Genomic DNA, 19,052 nt, shown 5'->3' with positions numbered 1-19,052 from the left:
ACTTCTCGAATTGGATCCAAAAACCAACAAGAACGCATGGAGAGTCGTATGGAGATCTGGACGGAGGCCCAGTTGAAACGGTTGAATCAAGAGCATGACTTACAGATCGTTTTTGAAATCGCCTTGAACTTGGCCCGTGACATAGGCTTTGAATTTTGTGCATTCACGATGAACGCTCCCACGTCCCATCACCAGACACATTCCTTGAGAATCAATAATTACTCGAGCGCCTGGAACGAAAAATACGAAACCTCCAACTATGTAGCGATCGACCCGATTGTTCATCACTGCAATCAATCGGTCGTCCCCATCGTCTGGAGCCGCCAGGCCTTCGCCAACACCCCGGCCTACTGGGAGGACGTGCAAAACCATGGTATGCACCATGGCATTTCGCAGTCAGTGCATGACCCTCGCGGGGTCTGCAGCATGCTGAGCCTTTCTCGAGGCCGTGAGCCCATCCGTGGACGCGAGCTCTATGAAAAATCCGCCCATATCATTTGGCTTTGCCATGCCTTGCACACTGCCGTTGTCGATCAGTTGTTGCGTGACTCTACTTTTCGCCCCTCCAACAAATTGTCGACCCGGGAAACCGAAGTCCTGAAATGGTCGGCCGAAGGCAAGACAGCCTCGGACATCGCCACCATTCTCAACCTCTCGGAACGGACCGTGAATTTCCACGTGAGCACTGCAATAAAGAAGATGGGGGTCAACAATAAGATCGCAGCCGTCGTACATGCGGTCATGGAGGGATTGCTTGACCCATACCGTACGACAGCTACAGCACCACGGAGGCGCACGTTGCAAACCGATAAAACCTGCAAGTAATCCAGAAGAAAAAAACGTACCATTTACCACCCTATCTGAGTGATGACGCAGGTTGCCCGGCACCGCGACGCAGTTTACTCAGACGGTCCTGCAAGCACCCATGCCGCCAAGGCACCTGCGGGACACCCGTTGATTATCCAGAGTCCCCGTCTCATGCCCCTGCTCGAAAGCCCTTTCACCCAACTCGACCTGATCCGCCAGCCTGAACAACAGAATGAACCCTTGCAGGCCTTTGATGCAGCCGATGAATACCTGCTCAATCATCTGGCCGAACAAACGCCGGCAGCGGATACCCGGGTGTTGGTGCTCAATGACAGCTTCGGCGCTCTGGCTGCCAGTCTGGTCGGGCATGTGCAAGTCAGCAGCAGCGGCGACTCGTTTCTAGCCAGGCAGGCACTGGAGAAGAATCTGCTGCGCAACGGCCGGGCCTTCGACGCCGTGGCGTTCGTTCCTGCCAGCAAAATACCGGTCGGGCCGTTCGACCGGGTGTTGATCCGGGTGCCGAAAACCCTGGCTTTGCTCGAAGAACAACTGATTCGCCTGCAAGACCAACTGGCTCCCGGCGCCCAAGTGATTGCCGGCGCCATGGTCAAGCACCTGCCCCGCGCCGCCGGCGATCTACTGGAACGTTATATCGGCCCGGTGCAGGCTTCATTGGCGATGAAAAAAGCCAGACTGCTGATTGCTACTGCCGAAAGCAAAAAACCGAGCGTATCGCCCTACCCGACTCGCTACACCCTCGACCAACCTGCGATCGAATTGTTGAATCATGCCAATGTGTTCTGTCGCGAAGGGCTGGATATCGGTACGCGGGCGTTTCTCCCACACCTGCCGAAAAACCTTGGCAGCGCACAGGTTGCGGATCTGGGATGTGGTAACGGCGTACTGGCCATCGCCAGTGCGCTGCAGAACCCTCAGGCCCGGTACACGCTGGTCGACGAATCCTTCATGGCGGTGCAATCAGCGAGCGAAAACTGGCGTGCCGCACTCGGTGAGCGCGAAGTGATCGTTCGTGCAGGCGATGGTCTGGCAGGGCAAGAATCGCAATCCCTTGATGTGGTGCTGTGCAACCCGCCGTTTCACCAGCAACAGGTGGTCGGTGACTTCCTTGCCTGGCGGATGTTTCAGCAAGCCCGTGAAGCGCTGGTGGTCGGCGGCGCACTGTATATCGTCGGCAATCGTCATCTGGGTTATCACAGTAAACTGGCGCGGTTGTTCCGTGGCGTCGAACAAGTGGCAGCCACTCCCAAGTTTGTGATTCTCAAAGCCCGGAAATAATCAGTCGCTCTTCATGGGTGTTCACCGAAATGCTCTTAAAAAAAACCCTCCATCAGGAGGGCTATAAATCCGTGCCGCAAGGCAACGGGATGGGATTGGGTGGGGCGAATCAGTGAGTGGTCAGGCCGGCAGCGTTCATGAACATACGCATCAGGCCGGCAACAATGGCCAGGGCCAGCACACTGCCGGTCCAGATCAGCGCCAGCCAGCCGAGTCGCTGCCAGAGAGGCTTTTTCTCGGCTTGTTCGATTTCTTGCAAGGAATGTTTGCCGGTCATTGTCTGGAATCCACTCTGGGGTTCGGTGGTGCCTATCGCGAGCAAGGCTAGCGTGGAAAAGATCTAGATCAAGATCAAGATCAAAAGATCGCAGCCTATCGGCAGCTCCTACCTAGTGATAACCGTCTTCGTGGGTGACCTTGCCGCGGAACACGTAGTAGCTCCAGAAGGTGTACCCCAAAATGAACGGGATGATGAACAACGTGCCAACCAGCATGAAGCCCTGGCTCTGCGGCGGTGCGGCGGCGTCCCAGATCGAGATCGACGGCGGCACGATGTTCGGCCACAGGCTGATGCCCAAGCCGCTGTAGCCTAGGAAGATCAGCACCAGGGTCAACAGGAACGGCGTGTAATGGGCATTGCGGGCCACGGCGCGGACCAGACCGTACATGGTCACCAGCACCAGAATCGGTACCGGCAGGAACCAGAACAGGTTCGGTAGGGTAAACCAGCGGGCAGCGATCTCGGCATGGGCCAGCGGCGTCCAGATACTGACGATTCCGATCAGCGCCAGCACCACGAAAGCCAACGGCCGCGCCAGGTCATGCATTTGCTCCTGCAACTTGCCTTCGGTCTTCATGATCAGCCAAGTGCAGCCGAGCAAGGCATAAGCCACCACCAGCGCCGCGCCGCAGAACAGCGTGAAGGGCGTGAACCAGTCCAGGGAGCCGCCAGCGAACTGGCGATTGACCACTGGAAAACCATCTATGAACGCTCCCAGCGCCACGCCCTGAAAGAAAGTTGCCGTGATGGAGCCACCGATAAAGGCCTTGTCCCAGAGGTGGCGTTTGTCGTCCCTGGCCTTGAAGCGAAACTCGAAGGCCACTCCGCGAAAAATCAGCCCGATCAACATCAGGATCAGCGGCAGGTACAGCGCCGAGAGCACTACCGAGTAGGCCAGCGGGAACGCGCCAAAGAGCGCTGCACCACCCAGCACCAGCCAGGTTTCATTACCATCCCAGACCGGCGCGACGGTGTTCATCATCACGTCGCGGTCGCGCTTGCCCTTGATGAAGGGGAAAAGAATCCCGATCCCCAGATCGAAGCCATCCATGACCACATACATCATGATGCCGAAGATGATAATCACGGCCCAGATCAGCGGAAGATCAATACCCATGACTCAATTCCCCTTGTTCAGGCTGTCGCTGTGATGGCCATCATCATCAGCGGCGGAAAGCGGACGGGCCGGCGTACGTTTCTGACCGGGACCACCGTGGCTCGGCTCGGCGCCTTCGTTGATCACCGGACCTTTGCGCACCAGGCGCATCATGTAACCCAGGCCCGCGCCAAACAGCGAGAAATACACCACGACGAACAGCACCAGAGTGATGCTCATCTGGGTAAAGCTATGCCCGGAGGAAGCGTCCGCCGTACGCATCAATCCGTAGACCACCCACGGCTGACGACCGATTTCGGTAGTGAACCAGCCAGCGAGGATCGCGATCAGGCCGGACGGCCCCATCCACAACGCCAGATACAGGAACGGACGGGACGAGTAGAGGGCGTCACGCTTGCGTAACCAGAGGCTCCACAAACCGGTGAAAATCATCAGCATGCCCAGCCCGACCATGATCCGGAACGACCAGAACACAATGGTCGAATTCGGCCGATCCTCCGGTGGAAATTCCTTGAGCGCCGGCACTTGCTTGTCCAGCGAGTGGGTCAGAATCAGGCTGCCCAGGTAGGGCACCTCGACGGCAAAACGAGTCTTCTCGGCCTTCATGTCTGGCCAGCCGAACAGGATCAACGGGGTCGGCTCATTACCGTGATTTTCCCAGTGGCCTTCGATAGCGGCAATTTTCGCCGGTTGGTGCTTGAGGGTATTGAGGCCATGAAAGTCGCCGATCACCGCCTGGATCGGCGCCACGATCAGCGCCATCCACATCGCCATCGACAGCATCGTGCGGATCGCCGGGTTGTCACGGCCGCGCAACAGATGCCAGGCGGCGGAGGAACCGACGAAGAAAGCAGTAGCGACGAAGGCCGCCGTGGACATGTGTATCAGGCGGTACGGGAAGGACGGATTGAAAATCACCGCCAGCCAGTCCACCGGAATCACTTGGCCATTGACGATTTCATAGCCTTGCGGGGTCTGCATCCAGCTGTTGGACGCGAGAATCCAAAAAGTCGAGATCAGCGTACCTATGGCCACCATGACGGTGGCGAAGAAGTGCAGTTTGCGCCCGACCTTGTTCCAGCCGAACAGCATCACTCCGAGGAAGCCGGCTTCAAGAAAGAATGCCGTCAGCACTTCATAAGTCAGCAGCGGCCCGGTGACCGAGCCGGCGAAATCCGAGAAGCGGCTCCAGTTGGTCCCGAACTGATAGGCCATGACCAGCCCGGACACCACCCCCATGCCGAAGTTGACGGCAAAGATCTTCGACCAGAAGTGATACAGGTCGCGGTAGGTATCGTTATGGGTCTTCAGCCACAGGCCTTCAAGCACCGCGAGGTAACTCGCCAGGCCAATGGTGATGGCCGGAAACAGGATGTGGAACGAGATGGTGAACGCGAACTGAATTCGGGCGAGATCAAGTGCCTCCAAACCGAACATAAGTCTTCCTCTGTCAGGTAATACCGGCTGCCGGCTAAAGGCCTGCACCCACTGCCCCCACGGATATGGAGTGCGGCGAATTCGAATTCGTTCTTTTTAAAACAGCACAACGCAGGGATTCTGGCCATCTGGCCGCCAGAGCCTTTCCGAAATGGAATTGATCTGGATCAAGTAACGATCAAAGAGTAGTCCCATTTTCAGGCATGGACTGTGTGGTCTTTTGTCGCGTGACAGGTTGCCTCACCGGCCACAGGGGATAGGGTTGCTGGTGAAATAGGTGCTTAGCTAACTAAATTTCCTGAGCCTGCAACTTCTGGTTACACCTTAATGATAATCTCGACCTTCCCCCACACCCAGACCTGCCTTCAGATGCCTAGCCCAGCCCCGCTGCTGTTGCGCCATCACCGCCCTTTCATTGCGTTCTGGCTGGCTCGGGTGTTTACCGCCAGTGGTTTCCAGATGCTCACCGTGGCCATCGGCTGGAATCTCTACCAACTGACTGGCAATGTTCTGGACCTCGGCTGGGTCGGGCTGGTGGAGTTCGCACCGCGGGTGCTGTTCATGCTCCACACCGGGCATGTGGCGGATCGTTATGACCGACGCAAGGTCGCGGCCCTCTGCCAATCCCTGCAAGCCTTGATCGCCCTGGCGCTGGTCATCGGCAGCGCCACCGACAACGTCACCCGGGAAATGATCTTCATCCTCGCCTTCCTGCTGGGGGCCGCCCGCTCGTTCGAAATGCCGACGACTCAAGCCTTGCTGCCAAGCATTGTCCCCAGCGCGCTGTTCCCCCGAGCCGTTGCCGCTTCACAGTCGGCCCAGCAATCGGCGACCATCGTCGCCCCGGCCCTGGGCGGTCTGCTTTACGCCTTCGGCAGCGTCTGGGTCTACGGCCCGACGGTGATTTTGTACCTCATCGCCTGCCTGCTGATGCTCAACCTGCCAGCCCGGCAAACGCCGCTGAACAAAGGCAAAGCCACGCTCGATTCGTTACTGGCCGGAATTCGCTTCATTCGCAGTCGTCCGGACATCCTCGGGGCAATTTCCCTGGACCTGTTTGCCGTACTGCTGGGCGGTGCGACAGCGCTGCTGCCGGTATTCGCCAAAGACATCCTGCTCACCGGGCCTTGGGGGCTCGGATTACTGCGCTCCGCCCCTGCGGTCGGTGCCTTGTTGATGTCGTTGTGGCTGGCGCGTTTCGCCGTGGAACGCCAGGTCGGGCGAATCATGTTCACCGCGGTCGGCGTGTTCGGTGTCGCAACTATCGCCTTCGGCCTGTCGACCTCGTTCTGGTTCTCTCTCGCGGTGCTGGTGGTGCTGGGCGCGGCGGACATGATCAGCATGGTGATCCGCGCCTCCTTCGTACAACTGGAAACCCCGGACGAAATGCGTGGCCGGGTCAGCGCCGTGAATGGATTGTTCATAGGCGCTTCGAACCAGTTGGGCGAATTCGAATCCGGGGTAACCGCCCATTGGCTGGGCACCGTGCCGGCGGTAGTGCTCGGAGGGATCGGCACCCTGGTGGTCACCGGGGTATGGGTCAAGCTGTTCCCGACCCTGGCCCGGCGCGACCACATGCATGTGCAGGCAGAAGAAGCGAAAGCTTGAAGCTGTCCATGCCTGAACGCCGCTAAACCAGCAAATCCCCTGCCACCGCCGCCCGTTTGCCCTTGCCGCACAATTGCTCCACCAGAGTCAGAGCCAACTCCAGCGTCGCGCCGGATCCCTGGGCAGTGATGCAGTTGCCGTCCACCACGATCGGTTGGTCGATGAAGGTGCAGCCGGACAAATAATGGCTAACCGTTGGCAGGCAGGTCATGCGGCGCTGGCGCAGAACGCCGTAAGTCTGCAACGCCACCGCCGGAGCTTCGGCGATGCCTGCGAACAGGCGTCCGGCCGCTGCCTGGTCCTTGACCAATTGCAGCAAGGGTTGATAGGCCGCCAGATGCTGCACGCCAACCATTCCTCCGGGCAATACGATCAAGTCGAAATGCTGTGCCAGCACATCCACCAGCATGCCGTCGGCGGTCACCCGGGTACCACGGGCGCAGGTGAGCATGCGCCGCCCCTCGATGCTGGCCACTACCACTTCTATCTTGGCGCGGCGCAACACATCGATCAGCGTCACGCTTTGCAGGTCGTCGATACCTTCGGCGAGGGTGATCAGGGCTCTAAAGGTCATGGGCTATTTCCACTCAATGATCGTTCAAGCTTAGTCAGCTTTCCCGACAAAGGTCCGGGCAGTTCGATTACTTGATGTAGATCTGCGCTGACAGAGTGTTTTGCGGCGCATTGATCGATGTGTTGCTGAAGGTAAAATGCCCTTGCTGCCTGCCGGCCAGATCGAAGATATACAGATAGCCGACGATTTTCCCTGTTGCCGAGCACTCCACCAGATTGTCGCTGGCGTTTGCGCAAACCCGCGTACGAGTACCGTCAACGCCACCCCCATCCAGTGCAACCCTCGGCTCGCGGCCATAGCCCTGCTCCAGCACATAGACCTTGATGCTCGGCCCCTGGTGATCGCAGCGCGTCTGCGCCTGGCCTTGCGCTATATCTTCAAAGCCACAGGCCGGCGATTCGACCTTGAGAACCCTGACCTCAGTCAAGGGCGCGGCCGAGGCCGCCGAAGCGGTTTGCCCGCCTGTCAGCAAGGCTCCCAATAGCCCAAGGCCGACAACCACGCGGTTGTGTGTGCAATACATAACTACCCCCAAAACCTGCGCGCAGTATGCCCCACTCCCCGCCATGGCAAAACAAAGCCGACGATCGCAGCCATTGGCCCACGCTGCTGGTATGATGCGCGGCTTTTTCCGACCCGCAGAAAATCCACAGGTGCTTCAGGCAGTCTGTGTTTTGCTGTCTAGGTCGATACATTCACGGCGCCCGGCGCGCCACGGGGAGCGGACATGCTGGAAAGGCTGTTTCAACTCAAGGAACACAACACCAACGTGCGGACCGAGATTCTTGCGGGCCTCACGACCTTCCTGGCCATGGCCTACATTCTGTTCGTCAACCCGAGCATCCTCGGCGAGACTGGCATGGACAAGGGTGCGGTGTTTGTCGCGACCTGTCTGGCGGCGGCCATCGGTTCGACCGTGATGGGCCTGATCGCCAACTACCCGATCGCCCTGGCGCCGGGCATGGGCTTGAACGCCTTCTTTACCTACACCGTGGTCCTTAACATGGGCCATACCTGGCAAGTGGCGCTGGGGGCGGTGTTCATCTCGGCGGTGATGTTTTTCCTGTTGTCGATCTTCCGCATTCGCGAATGGATCATCAACAGCATCCCGCTGGCGTTGCGCTCGGCAATTGCCGCCGGTATTGGCTTGTTTCTGGCGCTGATTGCCCTGCACAACGCCGGCATCGTGGTCAGCAACCCGGCCACCATGGTTGGCCTGGGCGACCTGAAACAACCGGCGCCAATCCTCGCCACCCTCGGTTTCGCCCTGATCGTCGCCCTTGAAGCACTGAAGATTCGCGGCGCGGTGCTGATCGGTATTCTCTCGGTGACTGTCGTTTCCATTGCACTGGGCTTCACCCCGTTCGGCGGCGTGATGTCGATGCCGCCCTCGCTGGCGCCGACCTTCCTGCAACTGGACATCATGGGCGCGCTGGACATCGGGCTGGTCAGCGTGATCTTTGCCTTCCTGTTCGTTGACCTGTTCGACAACTCCGGCACGCTGATCGGTGTGGCCAAACGTGCCGGGTTGATGGGCAAGGACGGCCACATGCCGAAAATGGGCCGTGCGTTGATCGCCGACAGTACCGCGGCCATGGCCGGTTCCTTGCTGGGCACCTCGACCACCACCAGTTACATCGAGTCGGCTGCAGGCGTCAGCGCCGGTGGCCGTACCGGTTTGACCGCCGTTGTCGTAGCGATCCTGTTCCTCTTGGCGCTGTTCTTTTCGCCACTGGCCGCCAGCATTCCAGCCTTCGCTACCGCACCCGCCTTGCTGTTCGTCGCGGTATTGATGACCTCCGGCCTGGCTGAAATAGACTGGGACGACATCACCGTCGCCGCGCCTGTGGTAGTCACCGCCCTGGCCATGCCGTTCACCTACTCCATCGCCAACGGCATTGCCTTCGGTTTCATTTCCTGGACCGCCATCAAGCTGTTGTCCGGTCGTGGCCGTGAACTGAACTCGGCGCTGGTGATTCTGTCGATTCTGTTCGTGATCAAGTTGGGTTGGTTCAACGCATGAGTGCTCCGTCTTTCGATTCCGGGTCCTACACCCTTCAGCTCGATGAAAAAGCTGCGCGCCTGCGCGAATTGCTGGCACCGTTCGATGCGCCCGAGCCTGAGGTGTTCGATTCACCGCTGAAAAATTACCGGCTGCGCGCCGAATTCCGCCTGTGGCGCGAGGACGGCCAGCGCCACTACGCAATGTTCGCCCCGGGGAACAATCGCACGGCGATTCTGATCGAAGAGTTCCCGATCGCCAGCCTGCGCATCAATCAATTGATGCCGCAGCTCAAAGCCGCGTGGCAAGCCAGCGCAGCCTTGAGTCACAAGCTGTTTCAGGTGGATTTCCTGACCACCCTGGCCGGCGATGCCGTGATTACCCTGTGCTACCACCGCACGCTGGACGAACACTGGCATGTGGCGGCCAAGCAGTTGGCTGCCGATTTGAATGTCAGCGTGATCGGCCGCTCCAAGGGCAAACGTGAAGTGATCGGCCGCGATTATGTGGTCGAGAAGTTTGATGTCGGCGGCCGCACCTTCAGCTACCGCCAACCAGAAGGCGCCTTCACCCAGCCCAACGGCACGGTCAACCAGAAGATGCTCAACTGGGCCTTCGACGCCCTCGGCGAACGCTCAGATGATTTGCTCGAGTTGTATTGCGGCAACGGCAACTTCACCCTGCCGCTGGCGACCCGCGTGCGCAAGGTGCTGGCCACCGAAATCAGCAAGACCTCGGTGAGTGCTGCTCTGAGCAACCTCAGCGAAAATGCTGTGGATAATGTCAGCCTGGTGCGTTTGTCCGCCGAAGAACTGACCGAAGCGCTGAACGAGGTTCGCCCGTTTCGACGCCTGCATGGCATCGACCTCAAGAGCTACGAATTCGGCAGCGTGTTCGTCGATCCGCCGCGCGCCGGCATGGACCCGGACACCTGCGAGCTGACCCGGCGCTTCGAGAATATCCTTTATATCTCGTGCAACCCGGAAACCCTCGCAGCCAACATTGCGCAACTGCATGACACCCACCGCATCAGCCAATGTGCGATGTTCGACCAGTTTCCGTGGACTCATCATATGGAGTCCGGGGTGTTGTTGACCCGGCGTTGAAACCGATCCGACAAACAACAACAGCCGTCGCAATGACGGCTGTTTGGTCTGGATCATCCGGGCTTTTCAAAGAGCAACATCGACTTTGCACGGGCGACCACCCTTCCTGCCATTGGCACGCGCCGCCTGCGCTTTGGCCTCACTGCTCTGACGACCATTACGCGAGGCGATCACGACCGCTGCCATGTCCATCAACGGCTTGCTGGCCGATATCAGGCCGGCAATGGAAACCTGTAAATCCCGCGTCTCATGACTGATCGCGGCACCTGCAAAACCGACCTCCAAGCCGTCGAAATCTGCGACTGAGAAATCATTGAATTCCGGGTAGTTCTTTATCGGCAGGAGAATTCTGCTGCCATCGGCAAAACCGATAGACAGGCACTGTTCCTGAAGTTTCACCGTGGTCGCATTCACCCCAGCGCTGCGGCGCGCCTGACCAGTTTTTCCACACTGCCAGGGTCTTGAGATTAGTTCTGGCAACAGCCAACGGTTCTCGCCTCACGCCGCAAAAGTAGTAAGCAATCCTTACAGCCTTGCTCTTGGCCCTGGAGCTGAATGTCCGATCAGCGAACACTTCTTTGCATCCTTCGCCATTTGCGGTCAGGTCTTCAATTGACCGAATTAACCAGTTAGTACATTTTATCTCCACAGGCTGATTTCCCCGGCCAAAGCCAAAAACAACAACGGAGATACCCCATGCCCCCTATCGTTCTGGTGCTCAACGGCCCCAACCTGAACCTGCTCGGCACCCGCGAGCCGGCGACTTATGGCCATGAAACCCTGGCGGACATTGCGGTTTTGTGCGGTCATGCCGCAGAGGAGTTGGGTCTGACCGTGGAGTTTCGCCAGACCAACCACGAAGGCGAGTTGCTCGACTGGATTCAGGGCGCCCGCAGGCGTTGCGCCGGTATCGTGATCAACCCGGCTGCCTGGACCCACACCTCGGTGGCGATCCGCGATGCCTTGGTGGCGAGTGAACTGCCAGTGATCGAGGTACATCTGTCCAACGTCCACGCCCGCGAGCCGTTCCGTCATCACTCGTTCGTATCAGCGATCGCCACGGCGGTGCTCTGTGGATTTGGCAGCAATGGCTATCGTCTGGCGCTGGCACATCTCAGCCAGCGGTTGAAAGGGTGATCGATATGTCACAGAACAATTGCGTACTGGCAGGACTGATTGGCGCCGGCATCCAGGCCTCACGCACCCCCTCGCTGCACGAACACGAAGGCGATGCCCAGGGCCTGCGCTACCTCTATCGGCTGATCGACCTGGATCAGTTGAAGCTCGACAGCAGTGCCCTGCCCGACCTGCTGCTGGCCGCCGAACGCATGAACTTCACCGGGCTGAATATCACATTCCCATGCAAGCAAGTGATCCTGCCATTGCTCGATGAACTCTCAGCGCAAGCCCGCGGCATTGGCGCGGTGAACACCGTGGTGCTCAAGGAGGGCAAACGCATCGGCCACAACACCGACTGCCTGGGCTTCGCCGAGGGGTTTCGGCGTGGCTTGAACGGCGTCGTCCGGGAGCGCGTGGTGCAAATGGGCGCTGGCGGTGCGGGGGCAGCGGTGGCCCATGCGTTGCTGAGCGAAGGGGTACAACAGCTGAGCATTTTCGATGTGGAAACCAGTCGCGCACAAAGCCTGGCAGATAATCTCAACAAGCACTTCGGTGCTGGCCGCGCCCGTGCGGGAAGCGACCTGCCGAGCACGATGGTGCATGCCGATGGCTTGGTGAACACCACGCCGATGGGCATGGCCAAGCTGCCTGGGATGCCAGTACCGGTGGAATTGCTGCGCGCGCAAATGTGGGTCGCGGAGATCGTCTACTTCCCGTTGGAAACCGAACTGCTGCGCAACGCCCGCGCCTTGGGTTGTCGCACGCTGGATGGCGGCACCATGGCGGTGTTCCAGGCGGTGAAGGCGTTTGAATTATTCAGTGGGGTGGTACCGGATGCGCAGCGGATGCTGGAGCATTTTCAGAGCATGAATGGTTGAACATACCTTGTGGCGAGGGGGCTTGCCCCCGCTGGGGCGCGCAGCGGCCCTAAAACCTGCAAGCGGGTTGCATCAGGCACACCGCGTGCACCGATTTTACGACTGCTTCGCAGCCGAGCGGGGGCAAGCCCCCTCGCCACAGCAAGCCCCCTCGCCACAGGTCCTGTCTTCACCCACGGATCAGGCCTGTAGATACCTCAACACCGACTCGCAAATCATCTCGCGATGGCGCTGTTTGATCGCTTCGTCCGGCAAGTCGATCTGAAAGATTTCGCCGAAAGTATGGCGGTTCGAGACCCGGTAGAAGCAGAACGAACTGATCAGCAGATGCACGTCCAGCGGCTCAAGCCCGCTGCGGAACACCCCATCCTCGACCCCGCGCCGCAGAATCTCGCCCAGTGCATGGAGGATGGTGTTGTTCATCGCCTTGATCGCGTCTGAGTGCTTCACATACTCGGCGTTGTGAATGTTTTCGATGCTGACGATGCGCACGAAATCGACATTGCGGTCGTGGTGATCGAAGGTGAACTCCACCAGCCGCCGAATCGCCTCGCGGGGTTCCAGTTCAGTCAGGTGCAGACGGCTCTCGGTGTTGCGGATATCACCGTAGAGTTTTTCCAGAACCTCGACGTAGAGCTGCTCCTTACTGCCGAAGTAGTAATAGATCATGCGTTTCGAGGTGTGGGTGCGCTCGGCGATGGCATCGACACGAGCACCCGAAAGCCCCTGCTGGACGAACTCGACAATGGCTTCTTGAAGAATGTTCTCGCGGGTCTTTTCCGGGTTGTTCTTGCGACTCTTGCGCGGCGCGAGAGCAGGCTCGGCGGGCGCTACAGAGAGCTCTGGGGTCATTGTCATTCCGGGCTCAAGGTCATCACTGTACTGACTGCCGATTATGGGCCGCACCGCCCCGTGAAAGAAAGCACGGAGGTGGCGGTTTACCACCTCCCATTACCAAACGCCTACAACTTGGCGTGACGTATAGCCCCACTGCGCGACTTGGCCATCGCAGCCAGACGCACCGCGACGTTGGCCGCGCCATAACCCGCGTAACCATTCTTGCGCTGGATAATCTCGAAGAAGAAACGCCCTTCGAAGGGTTCGGTGTAAACGTGGAACAGCTCGCCACCTTGTGCGTCGCGGTCATACAAAACGTTGTAGTACGCCAGTTGGCTGAGGAATTCGTCGTCGAAATCGAAGCGTGCTGCAAGGTCGTCATAGTAGTTGAGCGGGATGTCCAGCAGTGGCACACCCGCCTCCTTGGCCCGACTGACTTCGACGAAGATGTCCTCACAATCAAAGGCGATGTGGTGCACGCCGGAGCCGCGATAACTGGACAGAGCATGAGAAATCGCCGTGTTGCGATTCTCGGAGATATTCAGCGGCAAACGAATCGAGCTGCATCGACTGCGCAGCGCACGACTCTTCACCAGGCCATAAGGATCGGGCAGCACCACTTCATCATCGGCCTCGAAATCCAGCAGGCTTTTGTAGAACAGCACCCAACTGTCGAGGCTGTCGGCCGGCAGCGCCATGGCCATATGGTCGATGCGTTTGAGGCCACCGCTGGCAGTCAATGCTGGTTGCAGGTTGAAGTCAGTGTCATAGAGGGTTTTGCCGTCGGCGTCCCGATCCACCAGGTAAATCAGGCTGCCATCCGGCGCCCGCACCGCCACCAGCTCAAGCTCGTTCGGCCCGACCAGGCCGCGATAGGGTTGACCCTTGTAAGCCACTGCCCGGGTCAGTGCGCTAGCGCTATCCTTGACCCGGATCGCCGTGGCGCACAACGATGGGCCGTGGGCTTCGAAAAAGCTGTGGGCAAAGGAATAGGGTTCGGAGTTGAGGATCAGGTTGATATCGCCCTGACGCAGCAGGCTGACGCTTTTGGAGCGATGCTGACCGGCCTTGACGAAACCCAGCCGCTCAAGCCAATGGGACAGCTTGGCACCAAGGCTTTCATCCACGGCGAACTCAAGAAACTCGATGCCGTCGTACTCGCTGGCCGCAGGCGTGGCGAACAGCGTATCGAGGTTGGCCACAGGCGCTGCTTCTTGTTGCAGGCGTTCGCGAGTCTTTTCTTCCAGATAGAGCAGCGAGCGCAAACCATCGGCAGCATTGGCCCTGGGCGGTGCGGCGCGGAAACCGTCATTGAAGATTTCCAGCGACAGCGGTCCGTTGTAACCGCTCTTGATGATTGGTGCGAGGAAACCTGGCAAGTCAAACTCGCCTTGTCCAGGGAAGCAGCGAAAGTGCCGGCTCCACTCCAGAACGTCCATGGCCAGAATCGGTGCATCGGCCATTTGCACGAAGAAGATTTTGTCGCCGGGAATCTCGGCAATGGCACTCGGATCACCCTTGAGCGACAAGGTGTGAAAGCTGTCCAGCAACACCCCGAGGCTCGGGTGATCGGCCTGACGAACGATGTTCCAGACCTGTTGATAAGTGTTCACATGCCGGCCCCAGGCCAGGGCTTCATAACCGATGCGCAAACCACGAGCACCAGCGCACTCGGCCAGCAGATGCAAGTCGTCGATCAGAATCTGCTCATCGCCGACACTGTCTGCCGAGGCGTTGCTGCACACCAGCACCAGGTCGGTACCCAGTTCCTGCATCAGGTCGAACTTGCGCTCGGCCCGTTCGAGATTGCGTGGCAAGCGCTCGCGACGGCAGCCTTCAAAATCGCGGAAGGGTTGAAACAGCGTGATGGCGATACCGAGGTCCGCGCACATCTGCCTGATTTCGCGCGGGCTGCCATCGTAGTAGAGAAGGTCATTCTCGAAAATTTCCACCCCGTCGAAACCGGCGGCGGCAATGGCTTCAAGCTTCTCCGGCAGGGTACCGCTCAAAGAAACGGTGGCAATGGAGCGCTGCATGTTTCAACTCCCGATGAAATGGGCTGATCTTGTTAGAGGACCTGCACGCTTTTCGTAGCAGCTGGCGAAGCCTGCGTTCGGCAGCTGCTACGGGTTAGCGATGTGAATTATTGAGCCGGCCCATCCATACAGCAATCCAAAGTGTACGAACTGGTTAGTTTTATGGGCGATTATCGAACACAATGGCCGTTGATGAATTGACGATTTTTCGCCCACTGCTCAACATCGACAGCACATTGAGCCCGCTGGAAAAAGCGCGCCTCAATGACCAAGACCCAGAACAGACCATAAAAATTTCAAAAATCGGGTACACGCTCATGCTCACATTCAACGCCTTGCTCACTTCCTCTACTTACTCTGCGCCCCGCCAGGCGCCCACCCACAAACCTCATCCAGACGCTTCACATGCCTTGGGCTGAACCGTGCCTGTCTGCTGAATAAACCGCTTTCGTCCGCTCAGCCCAGGCTTGAGTCGACGAGAACACTCAGCCGATCAATCATTGAGTTCGCCCAGGGTTTGCCCGCGCACCCTGACGATTGATCACGCGCCCTTGAAGTCCCGACGAGCATCGCTCGTCAGTCATTGAACGGATGTCCCACATGATTCCTACTCAAAGCTCACGCATGGCCTCTGGCCTGGGTGCCACGTCCAGCAGCGTAGGTGACAAGATTCGCTCGGCAATGGCCGTCGGCAAGACCCGTTGGGGCATGCTGGCACTGGTGTTTTTTGCCACTACGCTGAACTACATCGACCGCGCCGCACTGGGTGTGATGCAGCCAATCCTGGCCAAGGAAATGAGCTGGACGGCGATGGACTATGCCAACATCAACTTCTGGTTCCAGGTCGGCTATGCCATCGGCTTTGTACTGCAGGGTCGATTGATCGACCGGGTCGGCGTCAAGCGGGTGTTTTTCTGCGCAGTGCTGCTCTGGAGCCTGGCGACCGGTGCCCACGGCCTGGCGACTTCCGCGGTCGGCTTCATGGTCTGCAGATTCATCCTCGGCCTGACCGAGGCGGCCAACTATCCGGCCTGCGTTAAAACCACCCGGCTGTGGTTCCCCGCCGGTGAGCGCGCCGTGGCCACCGGCATCTTCAACGCCGGGACTAACGTCGGGGCGATGTTCACCCCCATGCTGCTACCGCTGATCCTCCAGGTTTGGGGCTGGCAGGCAGCGTTCCTCTGTATGTCGGCGCTGGGCGGGGTCTGGCTGGTGTTCTGGGGTCTGAAATACTTCAACCCGGAAGAACACCTTTCGGTCAAACAATCCGAACTGGACTACATCCAGCAGGAAGTCGAACCGGAACAAACCCGCGTGCCCTTCTCGCGAATCCTGCGTATGCGTGGCACCTGGGCCTTCGCCCTGGCCTACTCGATGACCGCCCCGGTGTTCTGGTTCTACCTGTACTGGCTGCCGCCTTTCCTGAACCAGCAATACAGCCTGGGCATCAACGTGACCCAAATGGGTATCCCGCTGATCATCATTTACCTGACCGCCGACTTCGGCAGCATCGGCGGCGGCATTCTGTCCTCGTTCATGATCGGTCGCGGGATCAACCCGATCAAGGCGCGGCTGATGTCGATGCTGCTGTTCGCCTGCTGCATCATCGGCGTGATCATGGCGGCCGGTTCGAGCAACCTATGGGTCGCGGTGTTCGCCATCTCCCTGGCCATCGGTGCGCACCAGGCCTGGACCGCGAACATCTGGAGCCTGGTGATGGACTACACGCCCAAGCACATGATGAGCACGGTGTTCGGCTTCGGTGGCATGTGCGCCGCCATCGGCGGGATGTTCATGACCCAGTTGGTCGGCCATATCCTGACCATCACCAACAACAACTACACCGTGCTGTTCACCATGATTCCGGCGATGTACTTCATCGCACTGATCTGGATGTACTTCATGGCACCGCGCAAGATCCCGAAAATCGAAGACTGATCCAGCCTCCCGCAGGCCTGGTCCCAGGCCTGCGCATCTCTGCGGCGTTGATCCATCACTGACGCCGCTGCTGCCAGACCGCCGCCAGACCGCTGAGACAAATCACTCCGATGCCAAACACCGTGGTCAGGCTCGGCGTGTGGGAAAACAGCAGCCAACCGAGCAAGCCGGCAAAGACAATCTGGCAATAACCAAAGGGCGCCAGCAAAGCCGGTGCCGCGTGGCGGAACGCCTGAGTCAGGAACAGATGCGCGGTCATGCCAAAGGCACCCAGCGCCACCATCAGCAAACCATGTACAAACCCTGGCGCTTGCCAGAAAAACGGAACCAAAGCACTCATCACCAGGGTGTTGCACAGACCGGCAAAAAAGTTGCTGGTAGTCGGGCTGTCGATTTCGCTGAGCTTGCGCGTGAGCAATTGATAGAAGCAGAAAAACAGCGCCGAGCAGAATGGCAACAGCACCGCCGGCGTGAACAACTCGCCGCCGGGATGGACAATGACCAACACCCCGATAAACCCACAGATCACCGCCAGCCATTGGCCGCGGGTAACGTGCTCGCCGAGCAGTGGCACCGACAGCGCCGTGACTAATACCGGTGCAAGAAAGTTGACGGCCGTGGCTTCAGCCAACGGAATGAACAACAACCCCGTGGTGAATAGCAGACTGGTACTGAGCAGGCACAGCGCCCGCAAAAACTGCAACAGCGGACGTTTACTGCGCAACACCCGCAAGCCCGATTGCGGCAGGAAAATCCCGGCCATCAGCAAGGTGTGAACCAGATACCGTGCCCAGACCACCATTACTACCGGATAGAAACCGGAGAGGTATTTCGACAAAGCGTCATGACTGGAAAACAGAAAGGTCGCCAGGAGGACCAGCAGAATACCCTTGAGGGGCTGATTGATACCGGATAAGGGCGTGCTGACGGTCATAAGGGCTCTCTTGAGTAACGCATAAGGGTTATTTAGAACTCAGTTCCAATTTCAATCAAGAGACGAACAAAAAGCTGTGCGATCAGCGAACACTATCAGGAAGAACCGGATGATTTGTCAGGCGAAGGGAAATGGATCAATTAAACAACTCCGACGCCTGGCTCGCCACCGACAACTCGTCAGCAAACTTCAGCAGCAGCGGCGCCAGATCATGGAGCCTTGCCTGGGGCATCCGCGCACTTGGCCCGGCGATGCTGAGCACCCCGACCACTCGCCCATCCAGCGGATGGCGCACCACCGCGGCAATCGCCGAAGTACCGACCGCCGAACTTTCCTCGACCCAGGCATAGCCGTGTTCGCGGGCCAGACGCAGACGTTCGAGCAGCTCGATGTTGGAACGTGGCGCATTCGGGCCCAGCTCCAACGGAACATCCGCAGCCTGCCGTTCAACCAGCGACAGAGCTTCGGCATCGCTCAGACACGCCAGCCAGGCATGTCCGGAAGCGGTGTAGAACAACGGCGCATCGCGGCCCATGTCCGGATCGTAACGTAGGCCGGAACGAGCCCCCTGAGACTTGGCGATCCAGGTCTGGCGTTCGCCCTCGATCACTCCCAGGCGCACCAATTCACCGGTTTCCTGCGCCAGACGATCGAGCACCGGCTGAACGATATCAGCACCGCTGCTGGCCAGGTAACGAAAGCCCATGGCGACCAGCTTGGTCGACAAGTGATAACGCAGATTGTCTGGGTTCTGCCGTACGTAGCCCAGGCGAATCAGCTCGGCGAGCAGCCGGTGGGTAGCACTTTTCGGGATATCCAACTGCTCCGCCAGGGTCTGCATCGGCAGGCCCCGCGGGTCACTGGTGAGACTTTCCAGAACGCTGAAAACGCGTTCGATTTGACTGCCGGCCATGGGAGGGTCCAAAAATATTGGAATAAAGTTCCATAATATAACAATCCACTTCTGGCGAGTCGGCCTGTCAGCGGCCTGGCGTTATCTGCGATTACACATTTTTCCATCCTCGAAACGACATTCGGACTATCTATAGAACAAGGCGATTCACGCCGATCCCGCTATGGAGA

At 58.8% G+C, this 19,052-nt stretch carries 18 protein-coding genes and 1 pseudogene; 9 read left to right on the top strand and 10 right to left on the bottom strand.

Annotated features, from left to right (window positions below):
* Positions 1–48 precede the first annotated feature (48 nt).
* Both ACA064_RS03305 and ACA064_RS03300 read left to right on the top strand, forming a co-directional pair.
* Positions 49–825 carry an autoinducer binding domain-containing protein gene (locus ACA064_RS03305; RefSeq protein WP_497672112.1) on the top strand — a complete coding sequence of 259 codons (777 nt, stop codon included), beginning with the start codon at positions 49–51 and terminating at the stop codon, positions 823–825.
* 153 nt (positions 826–978) lie between these two features.
* A complete protein-coding gene (locus ACA064_RS03300; RefSeq protein ID WP_497672111.1) occupies positions 979–2,103 on the top strand; it encodes a methyltransferase in 1,125 nt (374 codons plus the stop codon).
* 109 nt (positions 2,104–2,212) lie between these two features.
* Here the strand turns inward: ACA064_RS03300 and ACA064_RS03295 are convergent, their stop codons facing one another.
* The 3 genes from ACA064_RS03295 to ACA064_RS03285 all read right to left on the bottom strand — a co-directional run bounded on the left by ACA064_RS03295 (position 2,213) and on the right by ACA064_RS03285 (position 4,937).
* On the bottom strand, positions 2,213–2,380 hold the full coding sequence (locus ACA064_RS03295) for a DUF2474 domain-containing protein (protein WP_150641156.1): 168 nt from the start codon (positions 2,378–2,380) through the stop codon (positions 2,213–2,215).
* Between the two features lie 112 nt (positions 2,381–2,492).
* Positions 2,493–3,500 carry a cytochrome d ubiquinol oxidase subunit II gene (gene cydB / locus ACA064_RS03290; protein WP_150641157.1) on the bottom strand — a complete coding sequence of 336 codons (1,008 nt, stop codon included), beginning with the start codon at positions 3,498–3,500 and terminating at the stop codon, positions 2,493–2,495.
* Between the two features lie 3 nt (positions 3,501–3,503).
* On the bottom strand, positions 3,504–4,937 hold the full coding sequence (locus ACA064_RS03285) for a cytochrome ubiquinol oxidase subunit I (RefSeq protein ID WP_497672110.1): 1,434 nt from the start codon (positions 4,935–4,937) through the stop codon (positions 3,504–3,506).
* Positions 4,938–5,306: 369 nt separating this feature from the next.
* Here ACA064_RS03285 and ACA064_RS03280 point away from each other — a divergent pair, with 369 nt between their 5' ends.
* A complete protein-coding gene (locus ACA064_RS03280; protein ID WP_497672109.1) occupies positions 5,307–6,545 on the top strand; it encodes an MFS transporter in 1,239 nt (412 codons plus the stop codon).
* A 22-nt stretch (positions 6,546–6,567) separates the two neighbouring features.
* Here the strand turns inward: ACA064_RS03280 and ACA064_RS03275 are convergent, their stop codons facing one another.
* Together ACA064_RS03275 and ACA064_RS03270 are read right to left on the bottom strand one after the other, a co-directional pair.
* Positions 6,568–7,119, bottom strand: a complete 552-nt coding sequence (locus ACA064_RS03275) for a DJ-1 family glyoxalase III (protein ID WP_497672108.1) — start codon at positions 7,117–7,119, stop codon at positions 6,568–6,570.
* 67 nt (positions 7,120–7,186) lie between these two features.
* Positions 7,187–7,642 (bottom strand): DUF4879 domain-containing protein, encoded by a 456-nt coding sequence (locus tag ACA064_RS03270; RefSeq protein WP_497672107.1) that lies wholly within the window; start codon positions 7,640–7,642, stop codon positions 7,187–7,189.
* A gap of 204 nt (positions 7,643–7,846) precedes the next feature.
* Here ACA064_RS03270 and ACA064_RS03265 point away from each other — a divergent pair, with 204 nt between their 5' ends.
* Positions 7,847–9,142 (top strand): NCS2 family permease, encoded by a 1,296-nt coding sequence (locus tag ACA064_RS03265; protein ID WP_497672106.1) that lies wholly within the window; start codon positions 7,847–7,849, stop codon positions 9,140–9,142.
* Positions 9,139–10,227, top strand: coding sequence for a tRNA (uridine(54)-C5)-methyltransferase TrmA (trmA, locus tag ACA064_RS03260; RefSeq protein WP_497672105.1), 1,089 nt, complete (start codon positions 9,139–9,141; stop codon positions 10,225–10,227). The genes ACA064_RS03265 and trmA overlap by 4 nt, the downstream gene beginning before the upstream one ends.
* 66 nt (positions 10,228–10,293) lie before the next feature.
* Here trmA and ACA064_RS03255 read toward each other — a convergent pair.
* A pseudogene (locus tag ACA064_RS03255) lies at positions 10,294–10,665 on the bottom strand (DUF2442 domain-containing protein); the annotation flags it as partial.
* A 258-nt stretch (positions 10,666–10,923) separates the two neighbouring features.
* Here ACA064_RS03255 and aroQ point away from each other — a divergent pair.
* Together aroQ and ACA064_RS03245 are read left to right on the top strand one after the other, a co-directional pair.
* Positions 10,924–11,364 carry a type II 3-dehydroquinate dehydratase gene (gene aroQ, locus ACA064_RS03250; protein WP_497672104.1) on the top strand — a complete coding sequence of 147 codons (441 nt, stop codon included), beginning with the start codon at positions 10,924–10,926 and terminating at the stop codon, positions 11,362–11,364.
* 5 nt (positions 11,365–11,369) lie between these two features.
* The gene (locus ACA064_RS03245; RefSeq protein WP_497672103.1) at positions 11,370–12,224 is read left to right on the top strand and encodes a shikimate dehydrogenase; all 855 of its coding nucleotides are present in this window, start codon (positions 11,370–11,372) and stop codon (positions 12,222–12,224) included.
* Between the two features lie 180 nt (positions 12,225–12,404).
* Here ACA064_RS03245 and ACA064_RS03240 read toward each other — a convergent pair whose 3' ends face one another.
* Together ACA064_RS03240 and quiC are read right to left on the bottom strand one after the other, a co-directional pair.
* Positions 12,405–13,082, bottom strand: coding sequence for a TetR/AcrR family transcriptional regulator (locus ACA064_RS03240; RefSeq protein WP_497672102.1), 678 nt, complete (start codon positions 13,080–13,082; stop codon positions 12,405–12,407).
* Positions 13,083–13,186: 104 nt separating this feature from the next.
* Entirely contained in the window at positions 13,187–15,097 is a 1,911-nt protein-coding gene (gene quiC, locus ACA064_RS03235; RefSeq protein ID WP_497672101.1) for a 3-dehydroshikimate dehydratase QuiC, read from the bottom strand.
* A gap of 182 nt (positions 15,098–15,279) precedes the next feature.
* Between quiC and ACA064_RS03230 the strand changes: the two genes are divergently transcribed.
* On the top strand, positions 15,280–15,516 hold the full coding sequence (locus ACA064_RS03230; protein WP_497672100.1) for a hypothetical protein: 237 nt from the start codon (positions 15,280–15,282) through the stop codon (positions 15,514–15,516).
* Positions 15,517–15,697: 181 nt separating this feature from the next.
* Positions 15,698–17,035, top strand: coding sequence for an MFS transporter (locus tag ACA064_RS03225; RefSeq protein WP_497672099.1), 1,338 nt, complete (start codon positions 15,698–15,700; stop codon positions 17,033–17,035).
* 55 nt (positions 17,036–17,090) lie between these two features.
* On the opposite strand, the gene ACA064_RS03220 is transcribed toward ACA064_RS03225, so the two are convergent.
* Positions 17,091–17,969, bottom strand: coding sequence for a DMT family transporter (locus tag ACA064_RS03220; RefSeq protein WP_497672098.1), 879 nt, complete (start codon positions 17,967–17,969; stop codon positions 17,091–17,093).
* A 136-nt stretch (positions 17,970–18,105) separates the two neighbouring features.
* On the bottom strand, positions 18,106–18,882 hold the full coding sequence (locus tag ACA064_RS03215; protein ID WP_497672097.1) for an IclR family transcriptional regulator: 777 nt from the start codon (positions 18,880–18,882) through the stop codon (positions 18,106–18,108).
* Positions 18,883–19,052: the final 170 nt, after the last annotated feature.

The organism is Pseudomonas sp. LBUM1658, from assembly GCF_059716055.1.
Note: the sequence above shows the minus strand (reverse complement) of the source record. Positions and strands in the feature narration are given on the sequence as shown.

Bases quoted from the DNA above. Each gene is read 5' to 3' on its own strand.
- ACA064_RS03215 (WP_497672097.1), bottom strand. From the start codon at position 18,882: ATGGCCGGCAGTCAAATCGAACGCGTTTTCAGCGTTCTGGAAAGTCTC.
- trmA (WP_497672105.1), top strand. From the start codon at position 9,139: ATGAGTGCTCCGTCTTTCGATTCCGGGTCCTACACCCTTCAGCTCGAT.
- ACA064_RS03230 (WP_497672100.1), top strand. From the start codon at position 15,280: ATGGCCGTTGATGAATTGACGATTTTTCGCCCACTGCTCAACATCGAC.
- ACA064_RS03275 (WP_497672108.1), bottom strand. From the start codon at position 7,119: ATGACCTTTAGAGCCCTGATCACCCTCGCCGAAGGTATCGACGACCTG.
- aroQ (WP_497672104.1), top strand. From the start codon at position 10,924: ATGCCCCCTATCGTTCTGGTGCTCAACGGCCCCAACCTGAACCTGCTC.
- ACA064_RS03225 (WP_497672099.1), top strand. From the start codon at position 15,698: ATGATTCCTACTCAAAGCTCACGCATGGCCTCTGGCCTGGGTGCCACG.
- ACA064_RS03265 (WP_497672106.1), top strand. From the start codon at position 7,847: ATGCTGGAAAGGCTGTTTCAACTCAAGGAACACAACACCAACGTGCGG.
- ACA064_RS03240 (WP_497672102.1), bottom strand. From the start codon at position 13,082: ATGACAATGACCCCAGAGCTCTCTGTAGCGCCCGCCGAGCCTGCTCTC.
- ACA064_RS03280 (WP_497672109.1), top strand. From the start codon at position 5,307: ATGCCTAGCCCAGCCCCGCTGCTGTTGCGCCATCACCGCCCTTTCATT.
- ACA064_RS03285 (WP_497672110.1), bottom strand. From the start codon at position 4,937: ATGTTCGGTTTGGAGGCACTTGATCTCGCCCGAATTCAGTTCGCGTTC.
- quiC (WP_497672101.1), bottom strand. From the start codon at position 15,097: ATGCAGCGCTCCATTGCCACCGTTTCTTTGAGCGGTACCCTGCCGGAG.
- ACA064_RS03220 (WP_497672098.1), bottom strand. From the start codon at position 17,969: ATGACCGTCAGCACGCCCTTATCCGGTATCAATCAGCCCCTCAAGGGT.
- cydB (WP_150641157.1), bottom strand. From the start codon at position 3,500: ATGGGTATTGATCTTCCGCTGATCTGGGCCGTGATTATCATCTTCGGC.
- ACA064_RS03300 (WP_497672111.1), top strand. From the start codon at position 979: ATGCCCCTGCTCGAAAGCCCTTTCACCCAACTCGACCTGATCCGCCAG.
- ACA064_RS03305 (WP_497672112.1), top strand. From the start codon at position 49: ATGGAGATCTGGACGGAGGCCCAGTTGAAACGGTTGAATCAAGAGCAT.
- ACA064_RS03270 (WP_497672107.1), bottom strand. From the start codon at position 7,642: ATGTATTGCACACACAACCGCGTGGTTGTCGGCCTTGGGCTATTGGGA.
- ACA064_RS03245 (WP_497672103.1), top strand. From the start codon at position 11,370: ATGTCACAGAACAATTGCGTACTGGCAGGACTGATTGGCGCCGGCATC.
- ACA064_RS03295 (WP_150641156.1), bottom strand. From the start codon at position 2,380: ATGACCGGCAAACATTCCTTGCAAGAAATCGAACAAGCCGAGAAAAAG.